We start from the raw sequence: 20,056 nt of genomic DNA, 5'->3' as shown, positions 1-20,056 counted from the left end.
TAGCAAAAATGACAGCGCAGCGTCGTCCTGTTCAGTCAGCGTGCAGCTTGTGATGCATGCGCCGCAGTCCCAACCAGACGGCGGCTGCCACGAACGGCACCAGGGCGCCGACGAGGATTTCCGGATTCACGGGCAAGCCCATCACCTTGGCCGCCTTGCCCGTGTAGCTGAACAGGCCAATCACGTAATACGAGATCGCCGCCACGGACAAGCCTTCCACCGCTTGCTGCAGTTGCAACTGCTGCGCCGCGCGGGCGTTCATCGATTGCAGGATTTGCCGGTTCTGCAATTCCTGCACGATGCCCACGCGCGTGCGCAGCAAGTCATTCGTGTTGGCAATGCGCTGCGCCATCGCTTCCTGGCGGCTAGCCATCGCTTCGCAGGTGTTCATGGCGGGCGTCAGGCGGCGGTCCATGAATTCCTCGACCGTCGGGATACCTTCGATGCGCACTTCGCGCAACTCGTCGATGCGCGCTTTCACGAGGCCCATGTAGGCTTTCGAGGCGGAAAAACGGTAGCTATTGTCGAGCGACAGCTTTTCAATGCGGGCTGCCAGGCGCGTGATGCGGTCGAGCAAGGCTTGCTCGGAGACGCCGTCGTCCGTCTTGCTGGCTCCCGGCGCATCGTCCGTATCAACCATGGCGGCGGCCAGGGTGGCCAGTTCGTTTTCGATGGCATTCAAGGATGGCGCCGCCTGCATGGCGTAGGGCAAGCCCAGCAAGGCCATCATGCGGTAGGTTTCGATTTCCAGCACGCGCTGCACCAATCGGCCCGACTGCTGCGAGCGCATGCCCGCATCGCGGATGACGAAACGGCTGAAGCCGTCGGACTGTATCGTGAAATCGGTCCACAATTCGCCGCCCTGCAACACTTTGCTGCCAGCCAGGGTATTGCCCTCGAACACGCGCGACAAGCCCTGCATGAAGATCTCGGCAGGCTCTGTCGCCTGCTCCAGCACCACGTGCGCGGCCACCATCAGCTTGCCCTTCAAACCCACCAGCCACTGCTGCGGCAACTGTTCCAGGGGCATGCGCTCGAACGCCTGCGCCAGAGGCAAGGCCTGCCCTGGATGCTCGGCAAAGGTAAACGTGGCAAATTCCGTGTGGCATTCCCATTTCAGGCGGAAGCGGCCAAAGTCATAATAAAAATACTTGGCTTCGGCGGCGGGCGGCGTGACGCCGAAATGCGTGCACAGGGCCGCCAGGGTGGCGTGCTGGGCCGCCATATTCGACGCACCGGGCGCCGCGCTGTCATCCTTGTAGACGGCCAGATGGGTGATCAGCTCGGGAGCGTCGAGCTGCAAAAACGGCCGCGAGTGGATTTCCGCCGCCAGCGGCACGCGCAAGGCGTGGTTCAAACTGGAGTTAATCAAGTGCATGATAGCCAAAGGTAAAGTTGCAAAACTGCTTAGACCCGCGCGCGTGCTGCTATGCCCGCGGCGGGGTCTGATTGTCACAGTGTAACAAAGCAGAATGCATGCCATCCTTTTCCAAGGGCCATCATGTTATTTTGACAATCCCCGCCACGCCCTGCTCCGCCTCCTGGCGGCTGCCCAGCCACCAGAACGCGGCGGCCAGCACGACGGCCGAAGCCTGTCCCAGCGCCAATTTAAATGCGCTGTCGAACAGCAACGGTGCGACAAAACCGGACACCAGGGCAAACACCAGCATTTGCACGAAATTTTGCAGGGACGCGGCCAGGCCCCGCATCTGCGGGAAAATGTCCAGCGTCGACATGGTCATGCCCGGCAAGGCCAGCGACATGCCGAACGCATACAGCATCACAGGCACGACAGCGAACGGGATGCTGGCCGCAAACCAGTGGTTGTAAGCGATATTGAGCGCCCCCGTGGCCGACATGGCCAGCAAGCCCCAGCGCACCAGCACGGTGCTTTTCACCGCATGCGCCAGCTTGCCCGACAGCGCCGAGCCGCCCACCAGGCCGGCCACCATGGGAATGAACATCCAACCAAACGCCGTTTCCGGCAAGTGCAGCAGTTCCAGGATGAAATGCGGGGCCGAGGCGATGTACAGGGCGAAGCCGCCAAAGGCGAAGGCCACGGCCAGCGAACGCAGCAGGAACGCCCGGTGGCGCAAGGCCAGCCAGTAATTGCGCGCGATGTTGCCTGGGTGGAAGGGTTGGCGTTGCTCGACGGCTAAACTTTCCGGCAAGCCTTTCAGGCAGGCCAGCGCCAGCAGCACGGTGACGGAAAACGTGAAAACGAACGTCGATTGCCAGCCGTAGGCCACGTGCAGCCAGCCGCCGATGATGGGCGCGATGGCGGGCGCGATGCCGAACACCATCATGATATTGGCCAGCATCTTTTGCGCGGCCGCGCCAGACAGGGTGTCGCGCACGATGGCTTGCCCGATGACCCTGCCCGCTCCCGCCGAGGCGCCCTGCATGCCGCGGAAAAACAGCAGCCAGCCAAAGCTGGGCGCAAATGCGGCGCCGATGGAGCCCACGGCGAAGATCAGCAGCGAGGCGAGGATCACGGGGCGGCGGCCAAACGAGTCGGACAAGGTGCCGTAGAACAAGGTCATGAAGGCATAGGCGGCCAGGTAGACGCTCAGGGTCTGCTGCACCAGCACGCTGCTGACGTCGAAATGCGTGCCGATCGCGGGAAACGACGGCAGGAAGGTGTCCGTGGCGAACGGGCCCAGCATGGCCAGCCCGGCCAGCACCAGGGTCAAGTTTCTGGTTTTCATGCAAGCTCCTGCGCAACATGCTGGCGACGCAAGCCGTCGAGGGCCGCCAGCGAGAAGGCGGCAATATGCCGGGCGATATCGGCGATACCCGCCTCGTCATAGGTGATTTCCGGCGCCACCAGTTCATGCACGATGCGCGAACGGGCATAGAACACGGCCTGGCCGATCACGCTGAACACGCATTTCTGCACCACCTCGGCGGGCATGGCAGGCCCCACCACGCCACGGATCAGGCTAGTGAACAAGGCGTGCTGCGGGCGCACGTTGCGCTCGGCCAGCTTGTGGATGGCGGCCGTCGGCTCGATCAGTTCGCGCGCCACCAGGCGGCTGAACAGCGAAGCCGGACCCGAGCGCAACATGTCGGAGACGAGCGCTTCTATGGCCAGGCGCAACTGTTCCACTGGCGGCAATTGCGCCTGCGCACTTGCCGCCGCCACATCGGCGGCCGAGGCCCGCGCCAGCTCGCGCGCATAGTCAAAAGCGGCCAGGTGCAGCTCTTCCTTGCTATGAAAGTAATAATTCACCATCGCCACATTCACGTGGGCCGCCTCGCAAATCTTGCGCACGGACGCGACCTTGTAGCCGTCGTCGGCAAACAGCTGGGCCGCCACTTGCAGGATGCGCGCGCGCGCCGGCTCCGCTTCCCTGTCACTTCTCGTTTCTTCCGTCATGCCATTCCCATCATTTAAACAGCCGTTTAATATTGCATGGAATTATATCAAACAGTCGTTTAACTTTCAGGCGAACACAAAAAAAGCCCGGCGAACCGGGCTTTTCAAGGGGACTGGCGGCAGGCTTAGTGCTTCATCGCCGGCATCGGCGCCGAGGTGGCGCCCAGCGGACGGGCCACGGCATTGACTTCGATGGTTTCGCGGCGCTTGTCTTCGCCTTCGACGACGAGGGTCAGCGGAATCTTGTCGCCCGCCTTCACCTGCCCTTTGAGTTCCAGCAGCATCACGTGGTAACCGCCCGGTTTCAGTTCGACGGCCTTGCCGGCCGGCAAGGCGATTTCCTTGACCTGGCGCATGCGCATCATATTGTCCGTCATGCTCATTTCATGGATTTCCGCCACGCCGGCCACGGGCGAACGCACTTCCAGCAGGCGCATGGCTTTCGGCGCCGTGATCTGCATGAAGGCGCCCGTGGCTTTTTGCTGCGGCACGGTGGCGCGCACCCACGGGTCGGTAATTTGCACGCTGGTTTGTGCGACGGCAGAGAAGGACAGCACGGTCAGGGCCGTGGCCAGCAGGGTTTTCAGATGGGTCATGATTATTTCCTCGCGATGGTTATAAGGTGTATTTCGATTTCATCAGGGTCTTGATGTCCTGCACGCATTCGTCACCCGTCAACTGGTGTTTCAAGCCCAGGCGCATGCGTCCCTCGGCATCGAGCACATAGCTGATGGCCGTATGGTCCATCGTGTACGAGCTGCCGCTCGGCACGCGGCGGTAGAAGACCTTGTAGTTGAAGGCCGTCTGCGCCGTCGCCTGCGGGTCCGTGCGCAAACCGAGGAAACTCGGATCGAAGGCGCGCATGTATTCGCCCAGCAACTCGGGCGTATCGCGCTCGGGGTCGATGCTGATAAAGATTACCTGCAATTTATCGCCATCGGCGCCCAGTTTCTGGCGGATTTCCAGCGCGCGCGACAGGGCTGTCGGGCACACGTCCGGGCATTGCGTGAAGCCAAAGAAGACCATCACATATTTGCCCTTGAAATCGGCCAGGGTGTAGACCTTGCCATCGGGGCCGCTCAACTTGAAGTCGGGCTTGTAATCGCCTCCCGTCAAGTCGAGGCCGTTGTAATGGGGTTTCGGCGCTGGTTCGCAAGCGGCAAGCGTAAGCAATCCCGCCGTACCGGCGAGAAGGAAAAGACGACGTTTCATGATAATTCCGGCCCGATGGGCGTAGTGGATACAGTTAAGACGTGGAAGGCGTGACTGGCGTTCAGGCAGCCAGAGGGGGGCCGCGCGGGCTGGCGGCCAGCCACGCGAACGGGGCCCGCGGCGCCTGGTAAAACAGGGGCGGATACAGGTCGTGGCCCGTGATGACGGCCAGCGGCGATGCTGACGACGGCGGCAAGCCCACGCTGCCCGCATGGCTCATGCAGAACGGGCAATGCTCGATGTGATGCAGCACGGAATCGGTGGTGGATGTGGCGGTCGGCGCCAGGTCCGCCTGCGTGTAGACGGCGCCGCTGGCCGAGCAAATCTCGACGGCGGCATTGTTCGCGTTCGCATGCAGCGAGGCAAACGCATACGACAGGGACGGCGACAGCGCATTGAGCAGTATCGCCAGGCAGGCGAACCACATATGCCACTGTTTGCGCTTCAATAATGATCCCATGGCCCCGATTATAACGGAGTCTGGCTATCCGGGCGCCTGGCCGCGCAGGAACAGGCTGGGGCGTACGCCGGCCACGTCTACGCAGGCGTCGCAAAACGCGGGGATCGAGGCAAAGCCGGAACCAGCCGCCACTTGCGCCAGGTCGCGCTCGCCATGCACGCCATCGGCATCCGCTTGCGCCGCCGTGTGCAGCGCGTGCGCCAGACGCTGCTCGCGCACCAGGCTCAGCAAGGCCTCGCCCTCGGAAAACAGGCGCGCCCTGGCCTTGTGCGGCGTCACTTGCCACAGGGCCGCCAGGCGCGCCGCCGTCCATTTTCCTTGCGGCGTATCAAAGATGTGCTGCGCCAGCGCCTGGCTCCAGCGCTTGCCGCCGCCGTGGCCACCCTCCGCCTCATCGTCTTCCAGCGCCAGGGTGAACACGGCCGGCTTGCCCCGCCCCGGCATCACGTCGCAGGCGAAGCGCAAAAAGGCGGGCACGACGAAACTGTCGCCGCTGGCCAGTTTCTTGGTGGTGATTTCATTGTGCAAAGTCACAAAGCCCTGGCGCACGGTGACGCGCAGCCTGAGCGGAAAGCGCAAGCCCAGCAAGTGCAAGGGATGATCGGAAACGAGGGCCATGCGTCAGGTCAGTATGGTGAACGAGCCGCCAGCATGCCACACATCGCGCGCCCGGTCTGTCATCACAGCGACGCTACGCCATAACGGCGCAAGCCGTCCAGGTCGACGACGCGGATCGATTGGTAGGCGATGCTGATCAAGTTCAATTCGGCCAGGTGGCCCAGCGCCTGGTTCACGCGCTGTCGGGAAATGCCCGTCAGCAAGCCGATTTCTTCCTGCGACAGCTCAAGCACGCTGGAAGTGCGCGGGTATAACATGGGGTGGAACAGTTGCGCGATGGCTTGCGCCACTTGCGCGTCGACGGCCAGCAGGCGCTGGTTCTGGATGGTGGCGATGAACTGGCCCATGCGCTCGTTCAACTGGCGGATGACGAAGGCATTGAAGGAAAGGCTTTCGGCCAGCAGCAGGTGAAACAAGTCCACCGGCACGAGGATGATGCTCGATGCGCGCACGGCCACCACGTCGTAGCGGCGCAGTTCGCGCTTGAGCACGCTGCCCTCGCCGCACCAGCCGCCGGCCGGCACGCCGGAAAACGTGGCGCCGCGCCCATCGGCGTTGTAGACGGCCAGCTTGATCAAGCCCGTGTGCACGCCGATCCAGTGCGCCGACGGTTCGCCGCGCCGCGTGATGAAGGCACCCGCTTCGTAATGCCTGATCACGCTGCCGGTGCGCAACAGGGTCTGATGCCGCGCATCGAGGGCCGTGAACCAGTCATGGCTGCCGAGTTCAGGCATCGCTAGGTCTACACTATCGTTGCTATCCATTCCATCCTTCAATTTCACACGTCAGCTGTCACTAAGATGACAGTGATTTTCCAGCGCCGGTGCTATGCTAACCGGTATCAATCCCGAAACAGGGAGCTACAGAATTTTATTTCACAGGAGACAAGCATGACTGCTGATTTCAATACCGGCCTCGGCAAAAATAGTGCCAATTACGCCGCCCTCACCCCGCTCGACTATATCGCCAGGGCAGCCGCAGTATATGGCAATCGCCTGGCAATTGCACATGGCGCCTTGCGCCAGACGTGGGGTGAAACCTATGCGCGCACGCGCCGCCTGGCCTCCGGCCTCATCAAGCTGGGCGTGGGTACGGGCGACACGGTGGCCGTGATGCTGCCAAACACGCCCGCCATGGTGGAAGCGAGCTTTGGTGTCCCGATGGCCGGCGCCGTCCTCAACGCCCTGAATATCCGCCTCGACCTGGCGTCGCTGACCTTCATGCTGCGCCATGGCCAGGCGAAAGTCTTGCTGGCCGATACGGAATTTGCCGAACTGGCGCGCCAGATGGCGGCGCAGATTCCCGGCCTGCGCGTGATCCAGGTCAATGACGTGCTGGGACCGGAAGTGGACCCATTTGCCGACCTCGACTACGAAGCCTTGCTGGCCAGCGGCGACCCCGAGTACGACTGGCAGGGGCCGGCGGACGAGTGGGATGCCATCGCCCTCAACTACACGTCCGGCACCACGGGCGACCCGAAAGGCGTGGTCTACCACCACCGCGGCGCGGCATTGAATGCCCTGTCGAACATACTGGAGTGGGACATGCCCAAGCATGCCGTGTATTTATGGACCTTGCCGATGTTCCACTGCAATGGCTGGTGCTTCCCGTGGACCGTCGCCGCCCGCGCCGGCGTCAACGTATGCCTGCGCAAGTTCGAGCCGAAACTCGTGTTCGACCTGATGCGTGAGTTGCGCATCACCCACTATTGCGCCGCGCCCATCGTGCACGCGGCCCTGGCCAACGCGCCCGCCAACTGGCGCGACGGCATCAACTGGACCGTGCGCGGCATGGTGGCCGGTGCGCCGCCTCCAGCGGCCATGGTGGCAAAGATCGAAGCCATGGGCTTTGACTTGATCCACTCGTATGGCTTGACGGAAGTGTACGGTCCGGCCGCCATCTGCGCCGAGCAGGACGAGTGGGCGGCCTTGAGCCAGGAAGAACGCGCCGTGTTGAAGTCGCGCCAGGGCGTGCGCTACCACTTGCAAAGCGCCGTGGCCGTGATCGACCCGGACACCATGCAGCCGGTGGCGGCCGACGGCGAACAGATCGGCGAGATCATGTTCCGCGGCAACATCTGCATGAAGGGCTATCTGAAAAATGAAAAGGCGACGCAGGAAGCGTTCGCCGGCGGCTGGTTCCACACGGGCGACCTCGGTGTGATGTATCCGGACGGCTATATCAAGCTGAAGGACCGCAGCAAGGACATCATCATTTCCGGAGGAGAAAACATTTCCAGCGTGGAAGTGGAAGACGCCTTGTACCACCACCCGCAAGTACTGGCCGCCGCCGTCATCGCCCAGCCGGACGAAAAATGGGGCGAAACGCCGTGCGCGTTCGTCGAACTGCGCGAGGGCGGCACGGTGACGGAAGCGGAATTGATCGCCTTTTGCAAGAACAACCTGGCGGGCTTCAAGGTACCGAAAGCCATTTATTTCGGCCCCCTGCCCCGCACGTCGACGGGCAAGATCCAGAAGTTCGAATTGCGCAAGCGCATGCAGTCGGACAAGGCCATCGACGTCTGATTTGTTCCCGTCAGTCGCGCTTGCCTTGCAACCACGCCGGCTGCGCCACCACCAGGCGCGAGAAGCTGGCGATGCTGGCCACGGCGGCGAACCCTGCCGCCAGGCACAGCGCATACGTCGTGCCCCGGCTGGCGGAAACCGTGAAGCAATACGCGACCAGTGCCGCGCCCGTCGCTTGCCCGATCAGGCGGGACGTGGCCACCACGCCGCTGGCGCCGCCGGCCCGCTCGGGCGGCGCGCTGCCCATGATGGCTTTCAGGTTCGGCGCCTGGAAGAAACCGAAACCGATGCCGCACAAGGCCATGCGCCAGCCGATGTCAAACGCGCTCGGATGCGCCGGGATCCACACCAGGGTCAGCAAACCGCCGGCCAGCGCCGCCAGGCCTATACCGCCCAGCACGCCCGGAGAATAGCGGTCGCTCAGGCGGCCGGCTACGGGCGCCATCACGGCGACCAGCGCGGCCCACGGCGTCATCAAAAAACCCGTCTCGACGGGTGAGCGGCCCAGTGTCACCTCAAAATAGAAGGGCAAAGAAACAAAGGCCAGGCCCTGCGCGGCAAACGTGCAGATGGCCGTCAGCGACGACAGCAGGAATAATGGACGGCGGAACAGGTCGATCGGCAGCATCGGTGCCGCGTGCCCCGCCTGGCGGCGCAGCAGCAAGACAAAGAAAATCACCACCGCCACCAGTTCTGGCAGCAAGGTCGACAGCGCCGCGTGATGGGCCGCGTCGCCAAACAGCAAAATGAGCAAACCGAAGGCGCCCACGTTGTACAGCGCCGTGCGCGCATCGAGGGTGTGGCCGGACAATTTGGTGGCCGGCAGCATGCGGCTGGCGAGGAAAAAGCCCGCCACGCCCAGCGGCACGTTGATGGCGAACAGCCACGGCCACGAGGCCGTCGCCAGGATCAGCGAGGCAGCCGTGGGGCCGATGGCGAACGCGACGGCCACCACCAGCGCGTTATTGCCAAACGCGCGTCCCAGCAAATGTTTAGGGTACAGGGCGCGCAGCAGCGCCGTATTGACGCTCATCATGGCGCTGGCGCCGACGCCCTGGAACAGGCGCGCCACCACCAGCGACGGCAGGGACCAGGCCAGCGCGCAGGCGAGCGAGGCCAAGGTAAACAGAAGCATGCCGGAGATAAACACGCGTCGGTAGCCGGCGATTTCGCCGAGGGCGGAAAACGGCAGCAGGGTCGCCACCATGGCCAGTTGGTAGACGTTCACGATCCATACGGAGGCGGCCGGCGTCGTGTGCAGCTCGCTGGCGATGGCCGGCAAGGCCGTGTTGGCAATGGCCGTATCGAGCGAGGCCATGCCCACGCCGATGGCCAGCGCCAGCATGGCCCATAAACGGGCGCCGGGCGGCAAGCCGTCCTCGCCCACCATCACGGCTTGCGTTTGCCGCTGCATAGACTGCTGCATAAATACACTACCTGTTCATCTTGCTGATCCGGGTAATACACTAGCATGTATGCAAAAAACCTGCAGGACAGGCAAGCTTACTTCTGGCAATCGATCACTTTAAAATCTTTCGAATAACAGATACGCAGCTCGCCCGAATGCTTTTCATAGCCGAGCCAGCGGCCTTTCAATTGCGGGTTGTGCTGCTTCATCCACTGGAACAGCTCGTTTTTCGGCATGGTGGAGTCCGGCAACTTCAAGGCCTGGAACAGTTCACGTTCCTTCTCAAAATACTGCTTGGCCGTATCGAAATCGCAGGCGCCATGCTTTTCCCACTCGCCCTGCAGCAAGGCTTCGCCCGGCTGCATGCACATATAGGGCAGGATGTCGGACGGTGCCAGCTTCGGCAGATTGCCCTTGCAATAGCGCGGATGCATGTCCGTCTTGCGCGGCGGCGTCACGGAAATGTCTTCGCAGGTGGCCGGATTGGCCGACTGCGCCCACAGGCCATGCACGATCCAGCCGAACTGGTTGCTCTCGGCGCACTGGAAGGCGGCCTTTTTCGACACTGCGCCACGACGGCGCTGGCTGTCGCAAAAACCTGGCGACCACGACAGCGCCAGCATGAAGTAATCGGTGGGCACGTTGGTGCTTTGCTTGTAGCACGTGTTTTTCTCGTCCGACGGCTTGACGTCGTAATCGTAGTAACTGACGTTACGGGGAATGGCGCACGTGGCGTCGGCCGCGTGGACGGCACCAAAGGACAGGCTGAGGAAAACGGCCGCCAGCGCGGGCAGTACAGTTCGAAATTGCATCAGGTTTCCCTTTCAGAATATAAAACGCCGGCAACACAGTGCCGGCGCGGTATCAATCAAGCAAGCTGATTAGCAAACCTTGTGCATCCAGCCATGCGTATCCGGTGCCGTGCCATGCTGCAGACCCAGCAACGCTTCGCGCAGGGCCAGAGTAACGGCGCCGTTTTCATTGTTGTTGATGGTCATTTCAAAGCCGTTGGCCTTGGCCACGCCCACGGGCGTGATGACGGCTGCCGTGCCGCAGGCGAACACTTCGGTCATGCGGCCCGAGGCGATGTCGTCGCGCCATTGCTGCACGGACAATTTACGCTCTTCCGTCGCATAGCCGAGGTCTTTTGCCATTTCCAGCAGGCTGCGGCGGGTGATGCCTGGTAACAAGGTGCCCGTCAGTTCCGGCGTCACAACGGTGACTTTCTCGCCATCTTTATACACGAAGAACAAATTCATGCCGCCCATTTCCTCGATGAATTCCCGGTGCACGGCGTCCAGCCACACGACCTGGTCGCAGCCCTTCTCTTGCGCTTGCGACTGGGCCATCAGGCTGGCCGCGTAGTTGCCCGCGCACTTGGCTTCACCGGTGCCGCCCGGCGCGGCGCGCACGAAGTCTTCGCTGATCCACACGGTGACGGGTTTCACGCCTTTCGGGAAATAGGCGCCAGCAGGCGAAGCGAACAGCACGAACAGGTATTCTTCCGATGGACGCACGCCCAGGTACGGGTCGGTGGCGATCATCAGCGGACGCATGTACAGGCTCTCGCCCGTGTTCTTCGGCACCCAGTTGCGGTCTTGCGAAATGAGCGCGTCGCCCGCTTCCAGGAATAGCTCGACAGGAATGGCCGGCATGGCCAGGCGCGCGGCGCTGCGGTTGAAGCGCTCGGCATTTTGTTCCGGACGGAAGGTCTTGATGCTGCCATCCGGCTGGGCGAAGGCCTTGTAGCCTTCGAAGATGGCCTGGCCGTAATGCAGCGACGACGCGGACGGGTCCAGCATCAACGGGCCGTAAGCCTTCAGTTCACCCTGCTGCCACTTGCCGTCGCGGTAAGGAATCACCACCATGTGGTCGGTAAAGATGCGGCCAAACGCCGGGTTGACCATGCGCGCGGCGCGCTCGGCGTCGGACAGGGGGTGGGCGGATGGGGTGACGACGAGATTCTGTGTGGAAGTGGTCATGGCAGCAGGAAACAAATAAGAGGTTCCCTATTGTAGCGCCTAATGCGCGCGGCGAGGAGGCGGATGGGCCAGCCGTTCTTGTTGCGCCGCATCAATCAAACGGCTGCCCGCGCCGGCCGGCCCCGCCCTGCCTGCGCTTCGTCGGCGCACTGGCTGCAGCGCATCTGCACGGAAATCACGTTCGCGCCGATTTCCATGCCGTGCGCCGCCGCCGTCTGGCGCAATTGCTCCACCAGCGGCATATCCTGCACCAGCACGCTGCGTTCGCAGACGCGGCACACGAGGTAGCAACTATCCGTCTCCACCTGATCCGGCTTGATCAGGTAGCGCGCCTTGTTGCCGCTGGCACTCGCCTCACGCTCGCGCAGCAGCAAGCCGGCCCCTTCCATCTCCTTGAGCACGCGGTAAATCGTGCCCAGGCTGACGGCAATGCCGATATGCAGCAGTTGCTGATAAATGCTTTCCGCATTCATCGCTTGCCGCTGCGTGCCGGCCAGCACTTGCAGGATGCAGATGCGCGCGCTGGTCGGGCGCAGGCGCACGGCGCGCAAGCGCTCGAACACGCGGCCATCGCCCTGGGTTTGAATGTCTTGCATGGGATTCTCCACTTGTGCGTTCTGCTCTCCCTACCTTGCCAAGCGAAAACGTCAAAAGGGAACCGGGAAATGAAAAAGGCTCTGTCATCGATAAATAGGGGAACTGCCGGAATCTTCCCTTGGCATTGCTGTCTGACTCTGCATAGTTACCACACAGGGAGCAGATCATGCAGCCAGCTGAATGGATCCGTTTTATCGCCCAGTTTGCTCACTTGAACCGACGCCAGCGGCAAACAGGCATCGCCCTGCTGTGTGGCAACGCACCGCAAGACGCGACCGTCGCTTTGCTGGAAAGCGTGGCGCAGCCGCGATTGGCCTGTCCCGCCTGCCGCTCGCCTCACCTGCACCGGCATGGCCATGCGCACGGCTTGCAGCGCTACCGCTGTGTGCCTTGCGGACGCACTTTCAATGCCTTGACGGGCACGCCGCTGGCCCGCTTGCGTCACAAGGCGCTATGGATCGCGTATGCCGATTGCCTGCTTGATTCCAGGTCGGTGCGCCAGGCCGCTCAGCAGCTGGGATTACACCGCAACACCACGTTTCGCTGGCGCCACCGCTTTCTCAGCGTGGCGAAGACGGACCGGCCGCATGGCCTGCATGGCATCGCCGAGGCCGATGAACTCTACGTGCTGGAATCGGAAAAGGGATCGAGGCAGATGACGCGGCCGGCCCGCCGCCGGGGCGGCCATGCCTTTAAACGCGGTATCTCGAATGAGCAAGTCTGCATCCTGGTGGCGCGCGACCGCACGGGCCAGACTCTCGATTTCGTCACGGGCAAAGGCGCGTTGACGAAGGCGCAGCTGCACCGATGTTTGTTGCCCGTTATCGACAAGGATGTTCTGCTGGTAACGGATGGCCATGCGGCCTACCGGGCGTTTGCGAGGGAAGCGGGTATCAGCCACGAGGCCGTCAACTTGCGCGCCGGCATCCGTGTGCAGGGCGCCGCGCATGTGCAGAACGTCAATGCGTATCACAGCCGCCTGAGACAATGGCTCAGTCCGTTTCATGGCGTGGCCACGCGCTACCTGCCAAATTACCTGGGCTGGCGCTGGATACTCGACGCCAGACGCATCCGTTCACCAGAAACGTTATTGAAAGCAACGCTGGGAGCATTCCCACACTTGATGGTGACATAGCCATGAAAAAGGCGCCATTCCAATCGCTGGAACGGCGCCTTGCGCTACCTCAAACGAACGACATCAGAACTTGATGTTGGCCGTCACGGTTGCCGAGCGGCCTGGTGCCACGCCAGCGTAGTGCGGCGACGAGACCTTGTCAAAGTACAGCTTGTTCGTCAGGTTCTGGATATTCAGCTGCAGGGTCACGTTGCGGTTGACCACGTAGCTGGCCATGGCGTCGAAGCGCGTGTAAGCCGGAGCATATTTGTTGTTGGCCACGTTCGCATAGACTTTATCGACGTAGTTCACGCCGCCACCGACCGTGATGGCTGGCGTGACCAGGTACGAGGTCCACAGCGACGCGCTGTTCTTCGGCGTGGTCGCAAACTGGTTGCCGTTGTAAGGCGATGGCGCATACACGGGCGCAGCCGTCGTGCCCGTATTGACGTAGCCATTGTTTTCCAGGACGGCGTTCAGGTGCGTGTAGCCGCCGAAAACCGACCACTCCCTGGTGATATTGCCGCTCAAGCCCAGCTCGATACCCTTGACTTGCTTGTCACCCACGTTTTGCGAGCTGCCATCCGGTGCCGTCACGCGCGCATTGCTCATGTCGCTCTGGAAATAGGCGCCGCTCAGTGACAAACGGCCGCCTGGCAGTACTTCCCATTTCGTGCCCAGTTCGAAGCTCTTGCTCTCTTGCGGCTTCAGGTTCTGGATGGCTACCGACAGGCCGTCCAGGCCGTCGCCGCCGTCATTGCCCGGTGGCGTGGACGAGGTGCCGTAGGAAACATACACGCTGCTGTTGGTCGATGGCTTGTACACCAGACCCGCCTGATAGCTGGCAAACGTGGCGTGCACATTGGCGCTGCTGGCGGCGGTGGTCTTGCCATCGAGCGTGTATTGCGGCGTGTTCAGCGAGCTCTTGTAGTCATCCCAGCGGATGCCCACGTTCAGCAGCCATTGCGGCGTGAACTCGATGGTATCGAAGCCGTACACGGAGCGCGTGTTGGTAACGATGTTGGTACGGGCCGGCGACACCGTGCGCGTGTAGACCCACGGGTCGTTGGCGTTCGGATTGAGCAGCGGCGCGCAGTTGTAGCCGGTGGCGGCGCCCGATGTCGGGCAGGTGGTCGACTTGTTGAGGAAGTTATTCGTTCCCGGATTAAACAGGTAAGAGCTGCGGTCCGTTTCTTCACGGCTGATTTCCAGGCCCAGCGTGTAGGTATGCTTGACCGAACCCGTCATGAATTCACCGCCCAGGCTGGTGGCATTGGCCAGTGCATCCGTGTCGGTGACGCGGGTGTTGGTGCGGCGCCAGACGGTGCCGTACAGCATGGTGTTGCCCTTCGAATCGTCGGGCTGGGTCCACACGTAGTCGTTGCTGGTCTTGCCGTAACGGGTCACGTTGCGCAAGATCAATTTGTTGCCGAAGTCGTGGCGCACGTCGATGGTGCCGATATCGCTCTGGGTGTCGCGGAAGTCGCGGTTCACCAGGCCATAGAAGGTGTCGCGCGGCACATTGACGGGCGTGCCGTTGCCGTTTTTCGACACATTGGCGCCCGACGAGAACGGGTTGTTGAACGGCAAGCCGGTATCGGGCAATTCGCTCGACTGCATGTGGTAGTAGCTGAGGGTCGCTTGCGTGGCCGACTTCAGGCCGAAGGTGATCGATGGCGCGATGCCCCAGCGGTCGCCATTGATGTAGTCGCGGCCGGCAACGTGGGCGTCGTGCGCCATCACGTTGACGCGCACGGCCACGTCGTCGCTGATAACGCGGTTCGCATCCAGGGTGGCGCGGCGGTACTTGGCGCTGCCTAGGCCGACGGTGGCGTTGGTGAAATTGTCGACTTTCGGCGTCTTGCTGATCAGGTTGACGCCGCCGCCTGCGGACGAGCGTCCACCGTAGGCCGAGTTCGGACCCTTGACGACTTCGATTTGTTCCAGCGCAAAGATTTCACGCGATTGCGAACCCGTGTCGCGGATGCCATCGATATACGTATCCGTTTGCGCGTTGTAGCCGCGGATAAACAGATTATCGCCCACTGGATTGCCGCCTTCGCCGGCGCCGATGGTGATGCCCGGCACGGTACGCAGCGCATCCGTCAGCGAGACGGCGCCCGTTTGCGAAATGATTTCAGCAGGAATCACCGTCACGGATTTCGGCGTGTCCAGCAGCGGCGCCGTCAGCTTGTCGCTGGCCGATTTGACCGGCGCCTGGATCAAGCGGTCAGCCGTGCCGATCACTTTAACTTCCTGCAACTGCTGCGGCTTGTCCGTCGTTTGCGCGTACAGTGCCAGCGGCATGGCCAGGGTGGCAAATGCGGCCAGGGCCGTGCCATGCATGCGCGGCGTGGAAGTGGTGTGGTGCTTGCGGCTGCGGATGGTAACGCCCGCTTTGTCTTTCGATGTCATCGCTATCTTTCAATGTATCGGATGGAATAAATTGGCTGGCTACTGCCCCCCGGCAGTTGGCTGGCTCGTTGATTGCTTGGGTACTGCAAACTTGCTAATACAAAACTAGAACCGCCACAGTGCCGTCATGCGCAAGGCCCGGGGCGAACCGGGCGCGATGTTGTCGTTGCTGTGGGCAGAGGCATAATATTTCTTGCTGAATAAGTTTTCCACATTCAGCTGCAACTGGAAATGCCCGTGCGGCTTGAAGTAGACGGCGCCGTCGACACGCGTAAAACCGGGCAATACCACCGTATTCGACACCGAGGCGTACACGGCGCTGCGGGCGATCAGGCCCAGGCCGGCGCCCCAGGCGGGCGAAAAATCGTAGCGGTTCCACAGCGACAGGCTGTGCCTGGGCACATGCGCCACCGTGGCGCCCTCCACGGCCGTGGCCGCTTGCGTGGCCGTCAGCACGGCGCGCTGCCACGCATAGCCGCCGGCGATACTCCAGCCAGCTTGGACCTTGCCATTGACGTCCAGTTCCAGGCCCTCGCTGCGCTGGCCGTCGACCAGCATCGCCCGCGTCGTATCGACGGGGTCGGTGACGGCCACATTGCTGCGTTCCAGGCGGTACACGGCCGCGCTGGCGGAGAGTAGCGGCGTGACCTCCCACTTGGCGCCCAGCTCCGCGTTGCGAAAACGCTCCGGCTCGAAGACGGCATTGCTGGGCGTCAACGAGGCCAGCTGTTCACCCGCGCGCGGCAGGAACGATTGGCTGACGCTGGCATACAGCGACAGCGCTGGCAAGGGCTGGTAAATGAGGGCCACGCGCGGCGACCACGGCGTATCCGTGCGGGCGATGCGCGCATCAGTACGGTTGTTGACGAAATCGACGGCAAAGCGCTCGTAGCGCACGCCGGCAACCGCCTGCCAGCGGGAACTGAAACGCAACTGGTCCTGCAGATAAATGGCGGCCGTGTCGGCCACGCCATGGTTGTCCGCATCCGTGGCGCTGGGCCGGAAAGTCACGGGCAAGTCCGTCACGGGGTGCGATGTAGGCAGGCTGATGTGGGTGACGTTGTCGCCCAGGGTAGTGAAATAGCCGGTGTTGCGCAGATTGTCCGTCGTCTGGCGGCCCAGTTCCAGGCCCGCCGTCAGCCGGTGCCGCACGCCGCCACTATCGACTGTCCACTCGACGTCCGTCTGGTTGAACAAGTTGCGCCGCTGGGTGGCGCTGTTGTATGCCAGCACGGTCACGTTCTCGCCATCGGCGCTGACGGGGCCGGGAAAGGCGTTCTGGTACAGCTTGTCGTAATCGGCCAGGCGCATGCGGTTGCGCACGCTTGCGCCGCCGCCCAGGTCGTGTTCCAGCGTCACGCCCAGCGCATCGATGTAGGCCCACGACGGGCTGCTGCCGGCGATGCCGAAAAACGTGGACGGGTCCGTCTCAAACGGCCGCCCCCGGTAAGAAGGCAGGCCCCGGTCCGTCACCCGGTCATCGCGAAAATGTTCATAGCTGGCCACTACGCTGGTGCGCGGCGACAAGCGCCAGGCCAGCACGGGATTGATGGCGCTGCGGCGCACGTTGACGCCCTGGCGAAACGAGTCGCTGTTTTCCGCCATGGCATTGACGCGCATGGCCACTTCGGTGCCGAACACCTGTTGCACGTCGAGCGCGGCGCGCCGGTTGCGCCAGGCGCCCAGGCTCACGCTCGCTTCGCCGTCGTTCGTCCATTGCGGCTGCTTGGTGGCGCGGTTGATGACGCCGCCACCGCCGCCACGGCCAAAGACCATGGCGTTCGGCCCCTTTATGGCTTCGACTCGTTCGATATTGTAGAAATCGCGATAGTACTGCACGTCGTCGCGCATGCCGTCCAGGTAAAAGTCCGACGTGGAACTGTTGCCACGCATCACGGCCGTATCGCGATTGCCCTCGCCTGCGGCCGTGCCCACGCCCGGCATGTAGCGCATGGCGTCGGCCAGGCTGCGCATGTCCTGATCGCGTATCAGTGCGGCGCTGACGACGCTGACAGCCTGCGGCGTGTCGCGCAAGGCCGTGTCATTGCGGCTGGCGGCGGCAGAGCTGGCACGGCGGTAGCCATCATCGTTGTCTCCCAGCACAGTGACAGGCGCCAGCACTTGCAGGCCCGCGCCCTCCCCGTCCAGGTCGGCGCGCAAGGGCACAGGCGCCAGGCGGACGATATAACTGCCATCCGGCAACTGCACGGCCACCAGGCCCGTGCCCGCCAGCAATTGCTGCAAGCCCTGTGGTATGGACAAGCTGGCATGCACGCCGCCGCTGCGTTTGCCCTGCGTCAAGCCGCCTTCGGCCGACAGCAAGATCCCCGCCTGGCCCGCAAATTGGCGCAAGGCCTGACCCAGCGGCGCGGCGGCGATGCGGAAGCTGCGTACCGTCTCTTCCGCCGCCGGCGCCATGACAGGCACGGCCAGCAGCGCGGCAGCCAGGGACAGCGGCAGCAGGCGGCGGGCGAACGGCAGGCAAGGTGGGAACAGCGGCACGGATTTCCTTTGTTATTGCATTGTTGAGCAGGCTACTTCTACCTTGCCAAACAACTTTTCAAAAAGGGAACCACTTTTTGAGAAATATTCTTATTTACTGTTTTGACTGGGGCTGCTGGGCTTCCACCGTGACCCACCAGTCGTGCAGCCGGTTGATCCTGACGGGCAAGGTCGCTTCCAGCGCCGCCAGGATGCGGTCCGTGTCGGCCAGCGGATAACTGCCCACCAGGCGCAAGTGCGCCACGTCGGGCGCGCAGCCCAGGTGGCCGCGGCGGTAGCGCGACAGTTGCGCGAGGAAATCATCGAGCCGCATCTGCTCCGGTTGCAAGCGGTACTCGATCCAGGCGGCCGCATTCGGATCGGCGGCAAACGGCTCGCCAATCAAACCGTCGCCAAAACGCACTTGCTGGCCGGCCGGCACGATGCGCGGCGCACCGCCATCGCGGGGCGCCACTTCGACACTGCCCTCGTAGACGGCCAGCAAGGTCGCATCACCCTGTGGCTGCACGCTGAAACGCGTGCCCAGCGCGCGCAGGCGACCGTGCACGGTGTCGACGACGAGCGGACGCGCCGGCTGCCGGCTGTCGCGCGCGCTACTGATATAAATTTCGCCGCCGTGCAAATCGACGCGGCGCAGCTTGGCGCTGTAATCGATGTCGAGGGAGGTTGCCGTATTGAGCCACAATTGCGAGCCGTCGGCCAGCGCCAGCTGGCGCACGCTGCCGATAGCCGTTTTTTCAGTCGCGCGCAGACTGGCGATCCAGCTGCGCGTATCGCGCCGCAGCAGCATGGCGCCGCCCAAGCCGCTTGTCAGGCACAGCGCCAGCAGCCCCTTGACGAGGCTGCGCCGCTGGGCATCGCTCTGGCGCGGCCCCGCAGCGTCGAGCGCCTGGCGTGCCGGCTCGCCAGGCAGCAGGCGAAATTCCGCGCTGACGGCTTCCACCCGGCGCCAGGCGGCACGGTGGGCGGGCGAGGCGGCATGCCAGCGTTCCCATGCTTGCTGCTCGGCAGGATCGGCGTCTTCGCCGCGCAGCACGGCGTACCATTCGGCCGCTTCCTGCAAGATGGCGTAGTCGGCCGGCGGCATGGCAGGAGCAGGCTTAGGCGGCATCGTCCAGGCACAGCATGCATTGCAGCATGGCTTGCGCCATGTATTTCTTGACCATCCGTTCGGACACGTCCAACTGGACGGCGATCTGCGCATACGTCAGGCCATCGAGCTGCGCCAGCAGAAAAGCCTGGCGCGCGCGCGGCGACAGGGTGTCGAGCATGGCGTCAATGCGGTACAGCGACTCCACCACCAGTGCCCGCTCCTCGGGCGACGGCGCCGTCAATTCGGGACGGTTGGCCAGGGCGGCAAGAAAAGTGCGTTCCAGGGTCAGCCGGCGCCAGTGATTCACCAGCAAGCCATTGGCAACCGTGCTCAGATAGGCGCGCGGTTCGCGCAGGCTGTCCGCCGACTGCGTGGCCAGCATGCGCACGAAGGTGTCTTGCGCCAGGTCGGCTGCGCCATCGCGGCAGCCCAGCTTGCGCCACAGCCAGTTGTACAGCCAGCCATGGTGGCTGCTGTACAGGTCGCTAAAGAGATCGAGGGAAGGAGAAATGGTGGACACGGGCAAACGAACAAAGGGGCTGCCAAACTTGCCTGTCAAGTGGGTCAGCGCTGCATCATGATCACGAATGAGAATGATTTTCATTTTCACACAATTTCACGACGATGTAAATTATCAAAACCATCATCCTTGCCCGGCGTGGACCTTTTGCGCAACAGTGCCACCGCACCATCATTTGCGAATGATTCTCGTTTGCGTTAAAATATCAGCCTTCCTTCTTCCCGCCATGCC

Annotated in this window: 18 protein-coding genes; 2 read left to right on the top strand and 16 right to left on the bottom strand. The window is 62.8% G+C overall.

What is annotated here, in order from left to right; translation table 11 throughout:
* Positions 1–31: 31 nt before the first annotated feature.
* The 8 genes from AC3IQ7_RS12975 to AC3IQ7_RS12940 form a co-directional block, all read right to left on the bottom strand.
* Positions 32–1,378 (bottom strand): DUF3422 family protein, encoded by a 1,347-nt coding sequence (locus tag AC3IQ7_RS12975; protein WP_099380676.1) that lies wholly within the window; start codon positions 1,376–1,378, stop codon positions 32–34.
* A 121-nt stretch (positions 1,379–1,499) separates the two neighbouring features.
* Entirely contained in the window at positions 1,500–2,708 is a 1,209-nt protein-coding gene (locus AC3IQ7_RS12970; RefSeq protein ID WP_489209967.1) for a multidrug effflux MFS transporter, read from the bottom strand.
* Positions 2,705–3,379: a TetR/AcrR family transcriptional regulator gene (locus tag AC3IQ7_RS12965; RefSeq protein ID WP_489209966.1), complete on the bottom strand. Its 675-nt coding sequence runs from the start codon at positions 3,377–3,379 to the stop codon at positions 2,705–2,707. The genes AC3IQ7_RS12970 and AC3IQ7_RS12965 overlap by 4 nt, the downstream gene beginning before the upstream one ends.
* Before the next feature lie 125 nt (positions 3,380–3,504).
* The gene (locus tag AC3IQ7_RS12960; RefSeq protein ID WP_099380679.1) at positions 3,505–3,975 is read right to left on the bottom strand and encodes a copper chaperone PCu(A)C; all 471 of its coding nucleotides are present in this window, start codon (positions 3,973–3,975) and stop codon (positions 3,505–3,507) included.
* Positions 3,976–3,994: 19 nt separating this feature from the next.
* On the bottom strand, positions 3,995–4,591 hold the full coding sequence (locus AC3IQ7_RS12955; RefSeq protein ID WP_322428866.1) for an SCO family protein: 597 nt from the start codon (positions 4,589–4,591) through the stop codon (positions 3,995–3,997).
* A gap of 61 nt (positions 4,592–4,652) precedes the next feature.
* Entirely contained in the window at positions 4,653–5,051 is a 399-nt protein-coding gene (locus AC3IQ7_RS12950) for a DUF2946 domain-containing protein (RefSeq protein ID WP_489209963.1), read from the bottom strand.
* Positions 5,052–5,075: 24 nt separating this feature from the next.
* On the bottom strand, positions 5,076–5,669 hold the full coding sequence (locus tag AC3IQ7_RS12945; RefSeq protein ID WP_322428864.1) for a helix-turn-helix transcriptional regulator: 594 nt from the start codon (positions 5,667–5,669) through the stop codon (positions 5,076–5,078).
* 62 nt (positions 5,670–5,731) lie between these two features.
* Positions 5,732–6,403 carry a Crp/Fnr family transcriptional regulator gene (locus AC3IQ7_RS12940; RefSeq protein ID WP_099380681.1) on the bottom strand — a complete coding sequence of 224 codons (672 nt, stop codon included), beginning with the start codon at positions 6,401–6,403 and terminating at the stop codon, positions 5,732–5,734.
* 156 nt (positions 6,404–6,559) lie between these two features.
* Between AC3IQ7_RS12940 and AC3IQ7_RS12935 the strand changes: the two genes are divergently transcribed.
* The gene (locus tag AC3IQ7_RS12935; protein ID WP_489209961.1) at positions 6,560–8,194 is read left to right on the top strand and encodes an acyl-CoA synthetase; all 1,635 of its coding nucleotides are present in this window, start codon (positions 6,560–6,562) and stop codon (positions 8,192–8,194) included.
* A 10-nt stretch (positions 8,195–8,204) separates the two neighbouring features.
* Here AC3IQ7_RS12935 and AC3IQ7_RS12930 read toward each other — a convergent pair whose 3' ends face one another.
* From AC3IQ7_RS12930 to AC3IQ7_RS12915, 4 genes are all read right to left on the bottom strand, one after another.
* Positions 8,205–9,620, bottom strand: a complete 1,416-nt coding sequence (locus AC3IQ7_RS12930; RefSeq protein WP_489209959.1) for an MFS transporter — start codon at positions 9,618–9,620, stop codon at positions 8,205–8,207.
* Between the two features lie 77 nt (positions 9,621–9,697).
* Entirely contained in the window at positions 9,698–10,414 is a 717-nt protein-coding gene (locus tag AC3IQ7_RS12925; RefSeq protein WP_199534529.1) for a ribonuclease T2 family protein, read from the bottom strand.
* A gap of 69 nt (positions 10,415–10,483) precedes the next feature.
* Entirely contained in the window at positions 10,484–11,584 is a 1,101-nt protein-coding gene (locus AC3IQ7_RS12920) for a branched-chain amino acid aminotransferase (RefSeq protein ID WP_099380684.1), read from the bottom strand.
* A gap of 95 nt (positions 11,585–11,679) precedes the next feature.
* Complete coding sequence (locus tag AC3IQ7_RS12915) at positions 11,680–12,180, bottom strand: Fur family transcriptional regulator (protein WP_322428860.1); 501 nt, start codon at positions 12,178–12,180, stop codon at positions 11,680–11,682.
* 167 nt (positions 12,181–12,347) lie between these two features.
* Between AC3IQ7_RS12915 and AC3IQ7_RS12910 the strand changes: the two genes are divergently transcribed.
* Positions 12,348–13,316 (top strand): IS1595 family transposase, encoded by a 969-nt coding sequence (locus tag AC3IQ7_RS12910; RefSeq protein ID WP_489209956.1) that lies wholly within the window; start codon positions 12,348–12,350, stop codon positions 13,314–13,316.
* Positions 13,317–13,379: 63 nt separating this feature from the next.
* Here AC3IQ7_RS12910 and AC3IQ7_RS12905 read toward each other — a convergent pair whose 3' ends face one another.
* The 4 genes from AC3IQ7_RS12905 to AC3IQ7_RS12890 form a co-directional block, all read right to left on the bottom strand.
* The gene (locus AC3IQ7_RS12905) at positions 13,380–15,710 is read right to left on the bottom strand and encodes a TonB-dependent receptor (protein ID WP_489209954.1); all 2,331 of its coding nucleotides are present in this window, start codon (positions 15,708–15,710) and stop codon (positions 13,380–13,382) included.
* Positions 15,711–15,815: 105 nt separating this feature from the next.
* Positions 15,816–18,212, bottom strand: coding sequence for a TonB-dependent siderophore receptor (locus AC3IQ7_RS12900; RefSeq protein WP_489209952.1), 2,397 nt, complete (start codon positions 18,210–18,212; stop codon positions 15,816–15,818).
* Positions 18,213–18,306: 94 nt separating this feature from the next.
* On the bottom strand, positions 18,307–19,323 hold the full coding sequence (locus AC3IQ7_RS12895) for a FecR domain-containing protein (protein WP_099379556.1): 1,017 nt from the start codon (positions 19,321–19,323) through the stop codon (positions 18,307–18,309).
* On the bottom strand, positions 19,313–19,909 hold the full coding sequence (locus tag AC3IQ7_RS12890; protein ID WP_489209950.1) for a sigma-70 family RNA polymerase sigma factor: 597 nt from the start codon (positions 19,907–19,909) through the stop codon (positions 19,313–19,315). Before AC3IQ7_RS12890 ends, AC3IQ7_RS12895 begins: the two co-directional genes overlap by 11 nt.
* Between the last annotated feature and the right edge of the window lie 147 nt (positions 19,910–20,056).

Source organism: Janthinobacterium sp. GL_088 (assembly GCF_057837845.1).
The sequence above is the reverse complement of the archived record's forward strand: the minus strand, read 5'-3'. Positions and strand labels throughout refer to the sequence as shown.